This is a genomic window from Cytobacillus sp. FSL K6-0129, from assembly GCF_038007625.1.
GTDB lineage: Bacteria > Bacillota > Bacilli > Bacillales > Cytobacillaceae > Cytobacillus > Cytobacillus kochii.
This window is the reverse complement of the sequence record NZ_JBBOXM010000001.1, coordinates 3,671,280-3,687,131: the sequence shown is the minus strand read 5'-3', so window position 1 is coordinate 3,687,131 and position 15,852 is coordinate 3,671,280. Positions and strand designations below refer to the sequence as shown.

The 15,852-nt window shown below is 39.0% G+C and carries 13 protein-coding genes; 2 read left to right on the top strand and 11 right to left on the bottom strand.

The window, feature by feature from the left end; translation table 11 throughout:
- Positions 1-140: 140 nt before the first annotated feature.
- The 4 genes from MHI57_RS18675 to MHI57_RS18660 all read right to left on the bottom strand — a co-directional run bounded on the left by MHI57_RS18675 (position 141) and on the right by MHI57_RS18660 (position 5,926).
- Complete coding sequence (locus tag MHI57_RS18675; protein WP_328198897.1) at positions 141-1,649, bottom strand: SagB family peptide dehydrogenase; 1,509 nt, start codon at positions 1,647-1,649, stop codon at positions 141-143.
- 24 nt (positions 1,650-1,673) lie between these two features.
- Positions 1,674-3,602, bottom strand: a complete 1,929-nt coding sequence (locus tag MHI57_RS18670) for a TOMM precursor leader peptide-binding protein (protein WP_340977719.1) — start codon at positions 3,600-3,602, stop codon at positions 1,674-1,676.
- Entirely contained in the window at positions 3,602-5,500 is a 1,899-nt protein-coding gene (locus MHI57_RS18665) for a putative thiazole-containing bacteriocin maturation protein (RefSeq protein WP_095370702.1), read from the bottom strand. Before MHI57_RS18665 ends, MHI57_RS18670 begins: the two co-directional genes overlap by 1 nt.
- A gap of 195 nt (positions 5,501-5,695) precedes the next feature.
- Positions 5,696-5,926, bottom strand: a complete 231-nt coding sequence (locus MHI57_RS18660) for a heterocycloanthracin/sonorensin family bacteriocin (RefSeq protein WP_095370703.1) — start codon at positions 5,924-5,926, stop codon at positions 5,696-5,698.
- Positions 5,927-6,087: 161 nt separating this feature from the next.
- On the opposite strand from MHI57_RS18660, the gene MHI57_RS18655 reads away from it, so the two are divergent.
- Entirely contained in the window at positions 6,088-6,795 is a 708-nt protein-coding gene (locus tag MHI57_RS18655) for a class I SAM-dependent methyltransferase (RefSeq protein ID WP_445293206.1), read from the top strand.
- A 220-nt stretch (positions 6,796-7,015) separates the two neighbouring features.
- Entirely contained in the window at positions 7,016-7,666 is a 651-nt protein-coding gene (gene catA, locus MHI57_RS18650) for a type A chloramphenicol O-acetyltransferase (RefSeq protein WP_307315322.1), read from the top strand.
- Positions 7,667-7,732: 66 nt separating this feature from the next.
- Here the strand turns inward: catA and MHI57_RS18645 are convergent, their stop codons facing one another.
- From MHI57_RS18645 to MHI57_RS18615, 7 genes are all read right to left on the bottom strand, one after another.
- Positions 7,733-8,194, bottom strand: coding sequence for an SRPBCC domain-containing protein (locus MHI57_RS18645; RefSeq protein WP_095370705.1), 462 nt, complete (start codon positions 8,192-8,194; stop codon positions 7,733-7,735).
- Positions 8,195-8,598: 404 nt separating this feature from the next.
- Positions 8,599-9,774: a CamS family sex pheromone protein gene (locus MHI57_RS18640; RefSeq protein ID WP_322910210.1), complete on the bottom strand. Its 1,176-nt coding sequence runs from the start codon at positions 9,772-9,774 to the stop codon at positions 8,599-8,601.
- A gap of 12 nt (positions 9,775-9,786) precedes the next feature.
- Positions 9,787-11,793: an NAD-dependent DNA ligase LigA gene (gene ligA / locus MHI57_RS18635; protein ID WP_095370707.1), complete on the bottom strand. Its 2,007-nt coding sequence runs from the start codon at positions 11,791-11,793 to the stop codon at positions 9,787-9,789.
- Between the two features lie 18 nt (positions 11,794-11,811).
- Positions 11,812-14,040: a DNA helicase PcrA gene (gene pcrA, locus MHI57_RS18630; protein ID WP_095370708.1), complete on the bottom strand. Its 2,229-nt coding sequence runs from the start codon at positions 14,038-14,040 to the stop codon at positions 11,812-11,814.
- Between the two features lie 72 nt (positions 14,041-14,112).
- A complete protein-coding gene (locus tag MHI57_RS18625; protein WP_322910211.1) occupies positions 14,113-14,799 on the bottom strand; it encodes a heptaprenylglyceryl phosphate synthase in 687 nt (228 codons plus the stop codon).
- 423 nt (positions 14,800-15,222) lie between these two features.
- Positions 15,223-15,525 (bottom strand): hypothetical protein, encoded by a 303-nt coding sequence (locus MHI57_RS18620; RefSeq protein ID WP_322910212.1) that lies wholly within the window; start codon positions 15,523-15,525, stop codon positions 15,223-15,225.
- A 14-nt stretch (positions 15,526-15,539) separates the two neighbouring features.
- Positions 15,540-15,848: a YerC/YecD family TrpR-related protein gene (locus MHI57_RS18615; RefSeq protein WP_095370712.1), complete on the bottom strand. Its 309-nt coding sequence runs from the start codon at positions 15,846-15,848 to the stop codon at positions 15,540-15,542.
- Positions 15,849-15,852 lie beyond the last annotated feature (4 nt).

Here is a 15,852-nt window from a genome sequence, read left to right as displayed (position 1 = left end):
TGGTTTAAAAGGGTAAGAAAAGAAGGCAAGAGAGATATTTGTTGCAAACTAATACTTGATAAAGCCTTCTAAGTTGAGTTAGAAGGCTTGTTTTCATTACCAAGAATTTGAGAGGGTACGTTATTGATGAGTAAACTACATCAACGTAATCCTCCTTTCAACCAAGCACGAGGCCGGTGCATGCCAACCGGGATTTGAATTAAGCTCGTTTTCCCTTTAGAAGCGAGTTCATAGAGTTGATCGCATTGACTGACAGAATAACCCAATAGTGGATGCCCTCCCAAATCTAAGGCAGACGCATGCAAGAGTAATCGTTGTGTTAGTAGGCCTGCCTCCATCTGTTGAATACGGTATCCTCGGTAACCCAATGAATCTTTGTAATGGCTTTTATCCCCTATTACATGCATACAAAGCGGCACTTGATATAAATTAACATTAGGCATCACTAAGCCCGAATGTAAAAACGGGCGATAATCACCTACTTTCAATAGACGAAGCATATGATTTTCATTGTCATAAGCATAAGCCCCGTTCGGTATCCCCTCCACATTGTATAGGCTGCCGTATAAAGTTACACGCGCAGCAACATGGCCGTCGGTATCATCAAGATCGTGATGATAAGTGAAGGAACATGTCTCCTTTAACAAGGTTGCTAGAGTCGTTTGCCTTATTTCCCCCATCATAAAGTCTGCATCTGGAGAAAACCGCTTCTTACAAATCGATGAGAAATCATATGAATAGTTTTGTGTATTTGGCAAGGTTATATCAGTACCAGAAGTGAATGTTTCACCCTGGCACCTTACCTTTCTAAAAGACGCTGTTGAATCGAACATGGCAGCTTCATTGAGCTTTCTAAGTAACGGATAGTCCATAGTCTTTGACAGGTTATGAGGTAGGTGACCTAATTGCGCTATTTCGGCGCACAATGTATGGGAGGACACCATTTCTTTAGTCGTTTGGTCGATGGCTTCAGTTGATATCGGAATGACTGCGTACACACTTTCGTCTTCTTCAGCTAGACCTAGTAAATGATTCATTGCTCCGTCTAAAAACTGATAGCAAACTTTCGTATTGTAATCTAATTGATCTGCTACTTCTAATAATTGTCCAATGAGCACCCCAGTATCTAGCCCCTGTAATCGATAGGAAAAATGATTGTATTTATAAAAATTTTTCCAAAAGAAGGTTGAAATAAAAACAGTGCAAAAACAATCTTCAATCACTGTCCCTAAACTTTTGGAAACGAATGTATCAAAATTTCCCTCCCGTAACAAAATGAGGCGGTGATGAGCAACATCATAATGGTAGATGCCTGTTTTAGCATCTTCAAGTTTCATATATACATATATTTCATTAGGATAAAGCGCCCCACCGGAGGGGACAAATCTCCGCAATGATTGAGTGTCATGAGGGAGCCGGACATATTGAGTTATTCCATAGGTATACCATAGCAAATGCCCAACCTCCTTCAATGTAGGCATTAGATTTTGGTGAAGGGTTGAAGGTACATTAGCGTTTAACGGAATAGCTGGTAACCCACGGTACAATTTATACGGAAGGGGGGCCCCTTCCCAATCGACCTGCCAATCGGGTGGAGCAAGTTTCTCTGTATCAAAGTGGAGATTGTGTATAAATGTATCTAACTCCAATTCTTTCATCCTCCTCTCCTTCCATTACGGAAACGGGTGAGGAAGTGGGTTCAGCTCTTCATACGATAAGTGCTTCTTCCTATACCCTAGCTGCTTTGGCACCTTTAGTACTCTATCTAATCCTTTCACCCGTGTCAGGTGATGACCAAATGTCATTGGCAACATCCCAGGAATAATGACCTTCACACAATACAATCCATTCTCTTGAATAATTGGTGTTGTTTGGTCAACGACAATCACTTCTAGATTATTTTCACGGAACGTCTGAAGAACTTCGTGAAGGTCATCTTTCAAATCGTTGTATACTGGTGGCTTCTTGAATTCTTCAGCAAATGTACGTAATGGCCCTTGATTATTCAAAATAAACGTTAGGTATTCTTCCGCCTCGGGTAGACCGTACAACATGCCATGATCCTCCATTGTTCTTACTTTAAACGGATCTTCAAGCATCTCCTCGTATTTCTGCCTATTTGTTGCTAATTTCTCATCATGAACAAACATCATGCCCGCTAGCTCATAGATGGCACTTTTGACAGCCCTTACTGGGTCCATATGAGCACCTGCAGCACAAATAATATTTACACCTGTTTCTCTTCTATTTTTTGCTACTGCCCACACACTTGGGATACCATGTTCCATCGTTGAATTGTAAAAATGAAGGTCGTACCCTGCCACCTCACGTACCCGATCAACCATCAATTGCAATTCCTTGTCATCTGCAGAACTTAAATCAAGACGTGGCAATGGCATTTTCGCATACCAAGTGAGTAAAAAGGAATCTCGCTCAACGACTTCCATTACTCCATGAAAAATAGCTTCCTCCAGGCTACCTCCGATTGCACATCCGTTTGAAGTCTCATAAACAAAACCTTCCCCACAACCTAAACTGTAATAAGCAAGTAATTCTGGGACAAGAATAGATCTTTCTTGTAAGAATGAATAACCCCAAACCCAATTCATTGGTTTATTAGGTTCGAATGATTGATACGGAAAATGAGGATTCTCATAATACTCAGGTGAGTGTAAACCAACAGTTGAAGGGTTTAAGGCTTGATCCATAACATCTAGATAACTTCCTCGTACAACCCTTCTTTTTCCCCTAGGCTCGATACCGCAATACCGCTCTAAGCCTTCCAAAATAGCTGTTAACTCGCTCATTCGATAAGAGTTAGATCTTCCAGCCACTCCCTCGCTTGCACCAAACAGTGGCATATTCATAAGAACATCAGCAAAAGGAAGTGTCCAATCCTGTATTTTTCCATTGATTACCCCCGTCCGATGATCGTAATAATCTCTTAATAGCACGGTTTCTAATTCTTCAATTGAACGACTGCGATAACCAGCACCTTGAATTTTCGGACTAGATTGCAACTTAATTTCTGCTAATTCCGCTGAATCTTCTGGAATGTCTCCACATATTGGGCACATTGGATCAAAGGAAAAATGATGAGATGAATGCATGAACGTTTTAAGATTTGTAATGAACAGTTGATTTTCTAAATGATTGATCTCTCCTTGAAGAATATAATCCACTTCTGTACATAATAAAGTTGTCATTTGCCAAAGTCCCGTTCGTGATGCCCATGCGTCTTGCGGGCGACTTTCTCCTGATAATTTATAATAAAGCCCCCACATTTCTTTAGAATCTGTACCTCCTATGATGCGCCTTACATCGGCGCAACGTGAACATCCCCGTTTTCCCGGTTGTATAAATGGACCAATAATTCCCTCACCAAAAGAAACAAAGCCACGGAGCCATGGAATATTTTCCTTTCTGAATTTTTCTTCTGCTTGTTGATGAACGGAGGGCTGCCAATTATCATGCAATACGAGCGCCAATGTTGTATCTTCAGGGAAATCCGTTAATAGATCTTGCCGCGCGACTGTATAATTACTAGACAATTGCCTATAGACAAAATCGGCCAGTTTACCATTACCGACGATGACAATCATTAGCGTACCTCCTTACAAATCTGTACACCATAAACTCCAGCTAACTCTTTTCTTAAAAATGGTTCAAAAGAAAGATCGTAAACAACGATCTCTTTATGTCCCTCTTTTAATTTGTAAATAGCAGATTGTAATAACTCCTTTTTTGTCAAATGCTCACATGAAGGAATGTTTAGTTTTGCCTCTTTCCCTCTTATACCATAATGAGAGTTTATTTCCCCCTCATGGAACGTTGCCTCATTTTGTACATTCGATACTGCTTTTTGCAAAGCGTGACTTAGTGCCAGTGTGATATTTAAACCAGAACTACTATATTTAAAACCATTTGACTCTATGCATATAACAGGAAAGCCTAATATTTCATTTCCCATACGGATAGTGGGTGGACCATTTAAGGTGGTCAGTGACTGTAAATAATATCTACAACTACGATCCTCTATCCTCTCAAGATTTACTGGTAACAGCGATTGTTGCTGGTCAACTGGAAGACCTCGCCTTTCCTCTTCCAAATACGCTTGTAGTCCACGACAAACCGCTTCTGCAAGGGATTCACCAGCACCAATGCCCATAAATCCACTTATTCTACCTCTCACTATTTGTGAAACATACATCTCCAGTCCAGTAAGCCCTGCTTCCCTTCTTGCTTCTTCATGTGTTAGACCCGAGCATAAAGCCTTCTTCAAAAGAGTAGCCGGTCCTTTTGCCAATGGATTTACTGCTTGAACATAACATTGTGAAAGCGGAAGCTGTGTTAAGTCCTTTTCCTCCCAAATATGAAGAATCCCTGTTTCTTTAGCAGTTAATAAACTAAAATATTCTAACAGTCTGTTTGTGTTGGGCTGTTCCGTATTCTCTCTCAGAAGTCGGGTGTTTAAATCATCGACAAGTTCAGGTTTAAAAGTAAGATTTTCAACTAATGGATGTGAATAGTACGAAATCCATTCACCTTGCAAACTTTCAAGATTTAGCAAATAGAATTGATTGTTTTCTTTCTTATCCATTGCTCCTGTCACCTGCTTAAAAAACTCAAAAACAATAATATTCGCCAATAAAGCACCTGCGGTCGAAGAATAAGGCTGTTGTTTACGTTCTTGTTCCAATATTGCCTCATGCATTCGACGCCATGCAGATTCCCAGCATCCCTCTGTTTCTGAATCAACTACAGGCCCTGCCATTCCCACCTGCTTTAGATATAAAGCAGGAAGGAAGGCTTTCTTTTCTTCTTTACAAACCTGATTAATCTCCTTCACTTCGTCTATATCTCCATTTTGGGAAACATATAATATCCAATCAAATGATTGTACTACTTCTCTCCAATTCTTACTGTAAGGAATTTCCTCCACTTTCACGGTAGGATCATCCTTTTTGGCATGATTCACTATTTCATTAATCCGCTTATGGTCTGTTGGGACTGCTTCTGTCATCATCACATGAAAGGTTGGTAGCCCTGATTCCAACAATGCAGATGTCAGCGAAATGAATAGAGAACCAGATCCCATCACTAATACCTTTGCGTGGCGATACCTTTGAAAACGATACGCACCTGAATCAACAAAACTCTCAATGAATTCAATTTGTGAAGCGTATTTTTCTAGAACACTTGCTGGTAATTGGTGTGATTGATCTTGACTCGTATCTCTAACATAACCTTTCGTCAGTAAAGCCTCACCAATTTCATATACTCTGTTTCGATAGGGAGTGGTCAAACCCGCAGTGAGTTCTTCCAAAGTATGATTTCCATTAAACATAGGGATCAACTTTTCAATCCATTGATAAATAGTGCCTCCATCCATCCAAAATGAACTGGCGTTATTCCTAAAATAGACGCCTCCCTTTGGGTCTGGTAGATAAAATGTATCATTCTTCACTTTGAGACGTGAGGTTGCTTTCAATTTCGTCATGTAGCCCCTCCTTCGATCTGAGCATTCATTAAATATTCCTTATAATTTATGTATTTGTATTTGTCCATTATGAATAACGAAAAAGAAGCCCCTAACATAGGGACTTGTAGAGTGTTTACACACGCTTCATTATTCATTTTGTGACGAGAGAACGAAGGTAACTTACACTGACACTTGCCTTTAAAAAAGGAATTGTTAAATAAAGAACCCGAAGCAACCAAAACAACCAAAACAGCCTGCACATCTAAAACCGCCACAACCACCACAGCGAAAACCACCACAACCTCCGCAACCACCACAGCCGCCACAGCGACGCATATCATTAAATTGAACTGGTACTGGTGCTTGATATTGAATAGGTGTTAATTCACCCACCTGATATTGATCCATTCCAAGTGATTGAAGTTCATTTTGAAAATTTTGCATTTTTTCTTCCCCTTTTTAGGTTTAGTCCGTAGAAAGAGAGTCTAAAACCGCTCTCTGTAACAAACTATGATGTTTTTAGGTAGTTGTTACTGATGTAAAAGCCCATTTGGCAAAGAACATTAGATTTGTTTTTTTCATACCTTATAGAAATACAAAAGGAGGTGGTTCCCATTTATTTAGATTTCTTATCAAAGTTTGGTGTTGGAGGAGCGCACCCGGGTGGTTTTGAACTAACAAAGGCGCTTCTTATGAATGAAGAATTAGACGCTATGTCGGAAATTTTAGATGTAGGCTGCGGAACTGGCCAAACAGCCGCCTTTTTGGCTGCTCAGTCAGGGGCAAACGTAACTGGGGTTGATATTAATCCTATTATGGTGGAAAAAGCAACCCATAGAATGAAGGAAGCTAAACTTCCAGTACGTATTTTCCAAGGTTCTATCGAGGCACTCCCACTTGAAGATGAGAAATTTGATTTAATTATGTGCGAATCAGTCCTTACTTTTGTCAATCAACCGAAAGCGCTTAAAGAGATTTTTCGTTTATTAAAAAAAGGGGGGCGGTTTATTTCTAATGAGTTTACTGCCAATGTCTCACTCCCTCCATGGATAGCAGATGAAATCAATCGATTCTATGGGATCAACTCTGTCCTCACCGAAGCAGAATGGCAGCGTTTATTTGAAGGGGCAGGATTTACGAACATTCGCGTAAGTGGTCAAAATCAGTCGATGCTCCAATACAATCCCAACCCTGATTTTCTTTATTCAAAGCACATTGAACGAGAGCTTTATACCGTAATGAACGAACATTTTAACCTATTATTGAAATATAATGAGCTATTGGGCTACCGGATATTTGCATGTGGAAAATAAACAATTATTATCTACCCACCCGTGATATACATGATCTCATTGTTAATAGGAGTTCCAACGGGTGGCTACTCCTTTTTTGAATATAGATTGTATATATATAGGTGCTAAAGCATATTACATATGTTAGGATTATTTAAATAAACTAAAGGAATGGGACCAATGAAAAAAGCAGTTCTTATAGCCTCCTAAAATCAGAATATATTTTAGGAGGCATTAAAAGATGAAATTCACTAAAATCGACATAAATAATTGGGAACGTAAAGAGGTTTTCAATCATTTCTTAAACCAACAAACTAGCTTTAGTATCACTAATAACATTGATATTACTGAGCTATACCAATTTACTAAAGAAAAAGGATATCAATTTTATCCTGCTTTTATTTTTTTAATCACACAAGTTGTCAATACAAATAAACATTTTAGAATGAATGTTACTGCTAAAGGTGAGTTAGGGTACTGGAACAGAGTAATTCCTATGTATACGATTTTTGACAAGGAGTCAGCGTTATTTTCCGCTATTTTCACCGATATCGATGAAGGCTTTGAAAGGTTCCACATGGATTATGTGACCGATACTGAGTTATATACTGGTACAGGAAAATTGTTTCCTAAAGCACCCGTACCTGAAAATGTCGTTAATATATCTATGATTCCATGGACTACTTTCACTGGATTTAACTTAAATATAAATACAAATCCAAATTACCTCCTGCCAATAGTTACTGCGGGTAAATTTTTCAATAAGAATGAAAATATTTATTTACCACTTTCACTACAGGTTCATCATGCTGTCTGTGACGGTTATCACACCGCTCTTTTTATGGACACATTTCAGCGCCTTGTTCGAAATCCTAAACAAATGCTTAAGTGAATGAGAAATAACCCACCGACTACATAAATTTAGTCGGTGTTTTTTTAGTAAAGGTCATACCTAAAATTATTCCACAAATAGAGCTAGATTTTCTAATGTTGAATGTAAACCGATATCATGATCTGCCTTGTTTATTCCTTTAGGGACATTTTCACATATAATGGTGACTTTTGTCCCTTTTGCAAGAGGTTCAAATAGCCATGTCTGTTTCATTTCACCAGTGAATTCCGGCGATTCTGAGTCAAATATTACTAGTTGTATTATCTTTTTATCAGGAACTAATTCTAAAAATTTCCCTTGATACACATCACTGTTCTCAGTTGTTTTTCCATATGAGGGTTGGTTTCCTTCATAGAAGAGTGTCATTTTGTAAGTTCCCTCTTCCCGCGGATCAAAATCTTCAACATAACCTGACATTCCTTTAGGTGGGAGCCATGATACTAAAGCTTTCGGATGGAGAAATGCTTCATAAATCGTGTGTGATTCTGCCATGATCACTCTTGAAGCTGTATCTGTTCTATTTTCCATAACAAAACCTCCTTCGGTCTATCATTTCTATGCAATAAATGTTGATATCACAAATAACCTTAAAGTTCTACTATTTCTTCTACGGAAGCATAGATTACTCCTTCCTCAGCTAAGCTGACCTATTTGATAATAATGACGATGTTGATAGATGGATTTCTTCGATTGCTTTCACCTTGGTTGGACCGATTCACGCGGGGTGTACAAGTGCACAGGCAAAATCATTTGTTGTCACTGTCGGAATAATACCTAGTTGCGGGTGGAATTCGTTCCGCTACCTTTAGAGTACTCTCTAAAAATCTTCGAAAAGTATGTTGGGGCACTTAATCCTTGTCTTTTTGTTCAAACCACCTTAATCCCATTGCAAATAAAAAAACGCCGTTTAAAAATAGCGGCGTTTTTTCGTTTTATTGATAAATATGAACAAATGGTTCAGCTTCGTTTGCGTTTCGGACGATTAATGATTCTGGTCCGTTAACTGATGTGACGCTTACTTGGACAGAGATATATTCTGGAAACATACTAACAACTTTGCTTGTTACATATTGGGTGAATCCGATACTTTCTGACTTACCGTAAAATTGTATAGGTATATCTATATTTAGCTGTTGCAATTGATCACCAATATAGAAACCTTTTCCAATGACACCGTTAAAATTAGGGAAATATTTTTCAACATCTTGCTTGAAATTCAAGAAATTCGTATAGTCTTCACGATACTTCTCTTCGGCTGTATTAGATGGGAATAAAATATAGTCTTCCTTTACATCTTCCCAACCACTTAGCTGGTTACTCCCCTCAGCGGCATGCGCATAGGCGAAGAAGTTTCCTGGGACGACAGACGTTCTTTCCGATTGTTCAAATAGGGCAATGGTAATCGGTACGTTCTCAAGCCCTTCTTGTTGTCTTAATCTCTTTATAATTTCCTCAGCCATCTTTTTGCCTTCTGCTTCTACTTTACTATGAGAAATATCTTCTTCATACGTGGCACCGTAGGCTTCTTTTTGATAATAATGGACGGAATTAAGTGCCAAACCAATGACGACACCGCCAAGCTTCACCTTATTATCGCCATCTTTTACAAGATAGTTATGTTCTAAAATATGGGCTAAATAAAGAGGTGCACGGGCGTTTCTTTCTTCTTTAGTCCCTTTCCCATCATCAACAGGGTTTAGACCGAGATTCTCTTCCTCCGTCATATCTTTTTCTTCTAATTGTTCTTTCGTATATTGGCGACTTAACCATGATGAAATCGTGGTTTTATCAAGGTATTGTCCTTCTTGGAAGAAGAACTTTTCCGTATCAAAATGGTTCTGAGCCACTCTCATTAAACCTGTTTCGAATTCATTAATATCATATTTTGTATTCACATTATTAACGACTAAACCGCGTGACTCACTTGGCTTAAAAGGTAGGATTGTCCGATAGTACGAATCGGATATTTTAAAGTTTGGTATGATCGCCTGTTCTTCTTCGCTGCTCTCATTTTCATTTTGCACAACCTCTTCTTGCTGGTTAAAACTAGGTGCACAACCGGCGAGTAAAAGAACGAATGACAGCGACACTGCCATGAGTTTTTTCACGATTTTCACCTCTTACGAATTTAATTCCTCAATCAATTTTTCCTCGTCCCAAATAGTAATGCCTAATTCCTGAGCTTTGGTTAATTTCGAGCCTGCGTCTTCTCCGGCAATGACTAAATCTGTTTTCTTACTTACACTGCCAGAGACCTTGCCTCCTAGAGCTTCAATTTTTTCCTTGGCTTCATTTCTAGCAAGCTGTTCTAATTTACCCGTTAACACAATGGTTTTACCAGCAAAAACAGAATCAGATTCCGCTATATTTACAGGTTTTGGTCCCTTATAAGTCAGATTCACTCCAACATCTTGTAACTCTTGAATGAGAGATGTTACTTCTTCTTGTTCAAAATATGTGACGAGTGCATCAGCCATCTTATCGCCTATTTCATTAATGCTAATAAAATCCTCCATGGTTGCCTGCTGGATTTTGCCCATCTCTCCAAATGTTTGCGCAAGTGTTTTTGCCGCTTTCGCCCCCACATGACGGATCCCTAGTCCGAATAATAATTTTTCTAAAGAATTATCCTTAGAGACTTCAATGGCCTTTAGCAAGTTGTTAACAGATTTTTCGCCCATTCTCTCTAATTGAATAAGCTGTTCATACGTAAGATGATAAATATCTGCCACATCTTCAATTAACTTTTCTGCAAATAATTGGCTAATTACTTTTTCCCCTAGCCCGTCAATATTCATCGCATTTCGTGAGACAAAATGTATAAGCCCCTCTCTTATTTGCGCAGGACATTTCGGATTAATACAACGAAGTGCGACTTCTTCCTCTAAACGCACAAGTTCACTTTCACATGCCGGGCAATGAGTTGGCATATGAAAATCAACTTCTTCTCCCGTTCTTCTTTCAGGTAATACATTGACAACTTCAGGGATGATGTCGCCTGCTTTCTTAATCACAACGTAATCACCTAGCTTAATATCCTTCTCACGAATAAGGTCTTCATTATGAAGGGATGCACGTTGCACGGTAGTACCTGCAACTCTAACAGGTTCAAGTAATGCTGTTGGCGTCACAACACCGGTGCGACCGATACTTAATTCAATATCTCTTAACTGCGTGACTACCTCTTCAGCAGGAAACTTATAAGCAATCGCCCATCTCGGACTCTTTGCTGTTGTCCCGAGTTCATCCTGTTGGTCATATGAATCGACTTTAATAACGATTCCATCAATATCATACGATAAGTCTGGTCGGTTTTCTGTCCATTTCTCGATATATTGAATGACCTCATCTATATTTTTACACTTCTGGCGCTCTTTGTTCGTTTTAAACCCCTGAGAGTCAAGAAAGTCCAGACCTTCACTATGAGAACGAATACCCGTTTTCCCCTCGTCAGCCATAGCATAAACGAATATATCTAAATTTCTTGATGCAGCGATTTTTGGATCTAATTGCCTAAGTGAACCCGCAGCAGCATTTCGAGGGTTCGCAAAGGGTTCCTCACCTCGTTCTTCTTTTCCTTTATTTAAACTTAAGAACGATTTTCTAGGCATGAACGCCTCTCCGCGTACTTCAAAGGTTACCGTTTCCTTTACCCGCAGAGGAATGGAACGAATGGTGCGAAGGTTAACGGTAATGTTTTCACCAATGGAGCCATCTCCACGCGTTGCTCCGATTGCAAACAATCCATCTTCATAGCGAAGAGAGACAGCCAGTCCATCAATTTTTAACTCGCAGACATATGAGATATTCTCACCCACTGCCTGGCGAACACGACGGTCAAAATCCCTTAAGTCTTGCTCATTAAATGCATTGGCTAAACTGAGCATCGGCGTGCGATGTTCAACTTTTTCAAACATATCTAATACTTGCCCACCGACCCGATGCGTTGGGGAATCTTCTGTTTTCAACTCTGGATGTTGCTCTTCAAGTGCAATTAGCTCATGAAGAAGCTGGTCATATTCTGCATCAGGCACAGATGGTTGATCAAGTACATGATATTCATAATTATATTGATTAAGGAGATTTTGCAAATCCTTGACCCTTTGTTCTACCTTCTTTTCCTCCAAGACGTTCAACCCTTTCCTTTAACCTTTCGAAATCGGGGCAAATTTAGCAAGTAATCTTTTAATACCTACTGGCTTTGGAAAAGCAATATCAAGCTCCATTCCATCACCTTCACCTTTGACACTTACAACTGTTCCAGTACCCCATTTACCATGCACAGCTTTATCTCCAACTATCCAATTCATACCGCTACCACCTGTATTTTGTACAGCTGGGCGAACAACCGCTTTACGAGCAGGTTGCATACGATTTCCTGAAGAACTATTAAACGTGGACTGACCTCGATTAAGGGGTTTTGCTTTTGGCTCTAATCCTTCTAATAAATCAGCCGGAATTTCCTGAATAAATCTGGACGGTGGGTTCATGTTTGTACGGCCAAATAGTGTACGCATTTGCGCATTTGTTATAAATAACTGCTCTTCTGCTCTCGTAATCCCTACATAAGCAAGGCGACGTTCCTCTTCCATTTCTGCTTCTTCCATTAATGAACGGCTATGAGGGAATACACCTTCCTCCATACCCATTAAAAAGACAACTGGAAATTCTAATCCCTTTGCAGAGTGAAGCGTCATTAATACAACTGCATCCGCTTTCTCACCGTCATCATCCAATTTATCAATATCGGCAACAAGCGCCAAATCTGTTAAGAAGGCAACAAGTGTTTTATCTTCGGACGCATCTTCAAAATTCTTCGTTACAGATAGAAACTCATCTAAGTTTTCCAAACGACTTTGAGACTCGATCGATTTCTCCGCTTTTAACATGTCACGATAGCCTGACTTGTCCAACAGTTCCTCTACCAATTCTGTCACAGATAAGTATTCTTGCATTTGTGTATAATTCTTTACTAAATCACGAAACTCTATAGCAGATTTTGTGATTTTTGGGCTTAAGCCAATTAATTCGATGGATTCGAGTGCTTCAAACATTGTCATATCATGCATGGTTGCAAAATTAGCAATCTTATCAACTGATCCAGAACCAATCCCTCTTTTAGGCACATTAATCACTCGCTGTAGACTAATATCATCATCAGGGTTGGCAATTAATCGTAAATAAGCCAATACATCTTTAATTTCTTTACGATCATAGAACTTAATTCCGCCAACAATCGCATATTCAATATTCGACTTTAATAGCATTTCCTCCATAACCCTGGATTGGGCATTTGTGCGATATAGAATAGCAAAATCGGCAAGCTTACGATTCTGACTTTGCGCTAATTCTTTTATTTTACTTACGACAAATTGTCCTTCGCCTTGCTCACTATCTGCACGGTAATACTGAATTTTATTTCCTTCAGGATTTTCCGTCCATAAGTTTTTCGCTTTACGATTCATGTTTTTATCAATGACACCGTTAGCTGCGTTTAAAATTCTTTGTGTGGATCGATAGTTTTGTTCTAGCAAAATGACTTGTGCTTGCGCATAATCTTTTTCAAAGGATAAGATATTGGCAATATCTGCCCCGCGCCATCTATAAATAGATTGATCCGAGTCTCCAACCACACATATATTTTGGAAACGATTCGCTAATAATTTTACTAGCATGTATTGCGCTCTATTCGTATCTTGATATTCATCCACATGAATATACTGGAATTTACGTTGATAGTATTCTAATACCTCAGGGACGCGATTAAATAATTGAATCGTCTTCATAATAAGATCATCAAAGTCTAATGCATGATTCTTTCGCAGACGTTTTTGATAATCTGTATACACATCACTTGTCACTTGGGAGAAATAATCACCGGCAGTCTTGGCGAATTCCTCTGGTTCAATTAGTTCATTTTTTGCAGAACTAATCGTCCCTAAAATTGCTCTAGGATCGAACTTTTTCGGATCTAAATTCCGCTCTTTTAAGATATTCTTAATAACAGATTGCTGATCAGTAGAATCTAATATTGTGAAGTTACGATTGAACCCAATCCGATCAATATCACGACGTAATATTCTCACACACATAGAGTGAAAAGTAGAAATCCAGATTTCTTCAGCCACACCGCCCATCATCGCACGAATACGATCTCTCATTTCTCTTGCGGCCTTATTCGTAAACGTGATTGCTAAAATATTATATGGATTCACGCCCTTCTCTACCATTAAATAAGCAATGCGATGGGTAAGTACACGCGTCTTACCACTTCCTGCTCCAGCCATAATAAGCAAAGGTCCATCTGTTGCCTTTACAGCCTGTTGCTGCTCCTTATTCAAACCATTTAATAATTTATTAGATAAATATTGCATTCCTTTTCTTCACCACCATACAAACATTTGTTCTATTTTTAGTCTATCTTGATTAATTTGGTTAATCAAGATTTATTGTTTCACAGCTTCTACTGTTTTTAATGCGATTTTAATATCATCATAAATGACATTTCCAACGACAACTACATCTGCATAAGCGCCCATTTCTCTTGCTTGTTCCACAGAGGTAATCCCGCCACCATAAAATAATATTGTTTCTTCTAATGTTCGACTTACTTCTTTCACTATTTCTACATTGCCGTAAGTACCGCTATATTCCAGATAAAAAATCGGTAAATGAAACATTTTTTCCGCCATCATTGCATAGGCTTTGACGTCTTCAATCGTTAAATTCGTATCCGCACTCGTTAATTGAGCGACTTTACAATCTTCATTTAGCACGCAATATCCTTGCATAAGAATCTCGTCCCAATTCATGATCTCGCCAAATTCCTTAACTGCTTGATGGTGCATTCCATTAATCCATTTGGAATCTTTACTATTTAAAACCGTCGGGATAAAAAACAAATCATACCCAGGTGTAATCGACTCAATTGTGGAAACCTCTAACACACATGGAACTGTATATCTACGAACACGCCCCATAAGATCAAGCACCCGCTCAAGCGTAATGCCATCTGTCCCCCCAATAATAATCGCGTCCGTGCCAGACTCGCACACTTTCTCTAAATCTTCATCAGATATATATTTATTAGGGTCGAGCTTAAACGCATGGTGCCACGCGCGAACATCATACATACATAGTTCCTCCATTCTATCTTTCCATTCAATCATTATATCATTTGAGGAGCATTTCAAAAAGGAAACCGCTAATGAAGTAAGAATGGATTTATTTGGCTAAATTAACATCATTGCAGACATTGCCATTCACCATGTAAATGATTCATTCGGATTCGGATGCAAACTCTGTTTTGGCTAATCAGATTTTCTCTTGGATTCAGGTTTCTGACGCGGTTCTCATTTATTCCAATCAGATTTCCAGTTGGGACCGGGTTTCTGAGCCGTTTCTCTTCTATTCCAACCAGATTTCTCCTTGGGTTCAGGTTTCTGACTCGCTTCTCACCTAATCTAATCAAATTTCACCATGGTTCCAAGTTTCTGACGCGGTTCTTCTCTAATCCAATCAAATTTCCTCTTGGTGTCCAGTTTCTGACTCGCTTCTCACCTATTCCAACCAAATTTCCTCTTGGTATCCGGTTTCTGACTCGCTTCTCCTCTAATCCAATCAAATTTCCTCATAAAGTCCAGTTTCTGACTCGCTTCTCCTCTAATCCAATCAAATTTCCTCATAAAGTCCAGTTTCTGAGACGCTTCTCCCTTAATCCAATCAAATTTCCTCATGAAGTCCAGTTTCTGACTCACTTTCTCTCTTATTTCAATCGCGCTTTTTCTACTAGTACCTAAATCTCCGTTCCAAAACAAAAAAACCGTGGGTGCTGATTCCCTCGGTTCGGTCGTTTCCATTGCTGTGGTTTCTATTATTTTTCTGTTGTTTCTTCTTCTTTAATTCTTTCTAATGCCATTTCGTAGGCATCGTTTCCGTAGTTTAGGCAACGTTTCACACGGGAGATTGTTGCAGTACTTGCACCTGTTTCTGTTTCAATCTTATGATAAGTTTTTCCTTCTCTAAGCATACGAGCTACTTCTAGTCTTTGCGCTAATGATTGGATCTCGTTCACAGTACATAAGTCATCAAAAAATCGATAACATTCGTCTAAATCATTTAGTGATAATACCGCCTGAAATAATTGATCTAATTCTTGTCCTCTTAGTTTATTAATTTGCATAATA

Coding starts and splice junctions, on each gene's coding strand:
- MHI57_RS18670 (WP_340977719.1), bottom strand. CDS start 3,602: ATGATTGTCATCGTCGGTAATGGTAAACTGGCCGATTTTGTCTATAGG.
- MHI57_RS18660 (WP_095370703.1), bottom strand. CDS start 5,926: ATGCAAAATTTTCAAAATGAACTTCAATCACTTGGAATGGATCAATAT.
- MHI57_RS18620 (WP_322910212.1), bottom strand. CDS start 15,525: ATGGAAACGACCGAACCGAGGGAATCAGCACCCACGGTTTTTTTGTTT.
- MHI57_RS18615 (WP_095370712.1), bottom strand. CDS start 15,848: ATGCAAATTAATAAACTAAGAGGACAAGAATTAGATCAATTATTTCAG.
- pcrA (WP_095370708.1), bottom strand. CDS start 14,040: ATGCAATATTTATCTAATAAATTATTAAATGGTTTGAATAAGGAGCAG.
- MHI57_RS18665 (WP_095370702.1), bottom strand. CDS start 5,500: ATGACGAAATTGAAAGCAACCTCACGTCTCAAAGTGAAGAATGATACA.
- MHI57_RS18645 (WP_095370705.1), bottom strand. CDS start 8,194: ATGGAAAATAGAACAGATACAGCTTCAAGAGTGATCATGGCAGAATCA.
- catA (WP_307315322.1), top strand. CDS start 7,016: ATGAAATTCACTAAAATCGACATAAATAATTGGGAACGTAAAGAGGTT.
- MHI57_RS18625 (WP_322910211.1), bottom strand. CDS start 14,799: ATGTATGATGTTCGCGCGTGGCACCATGCGTTTAAGCTCGACCCTAAT.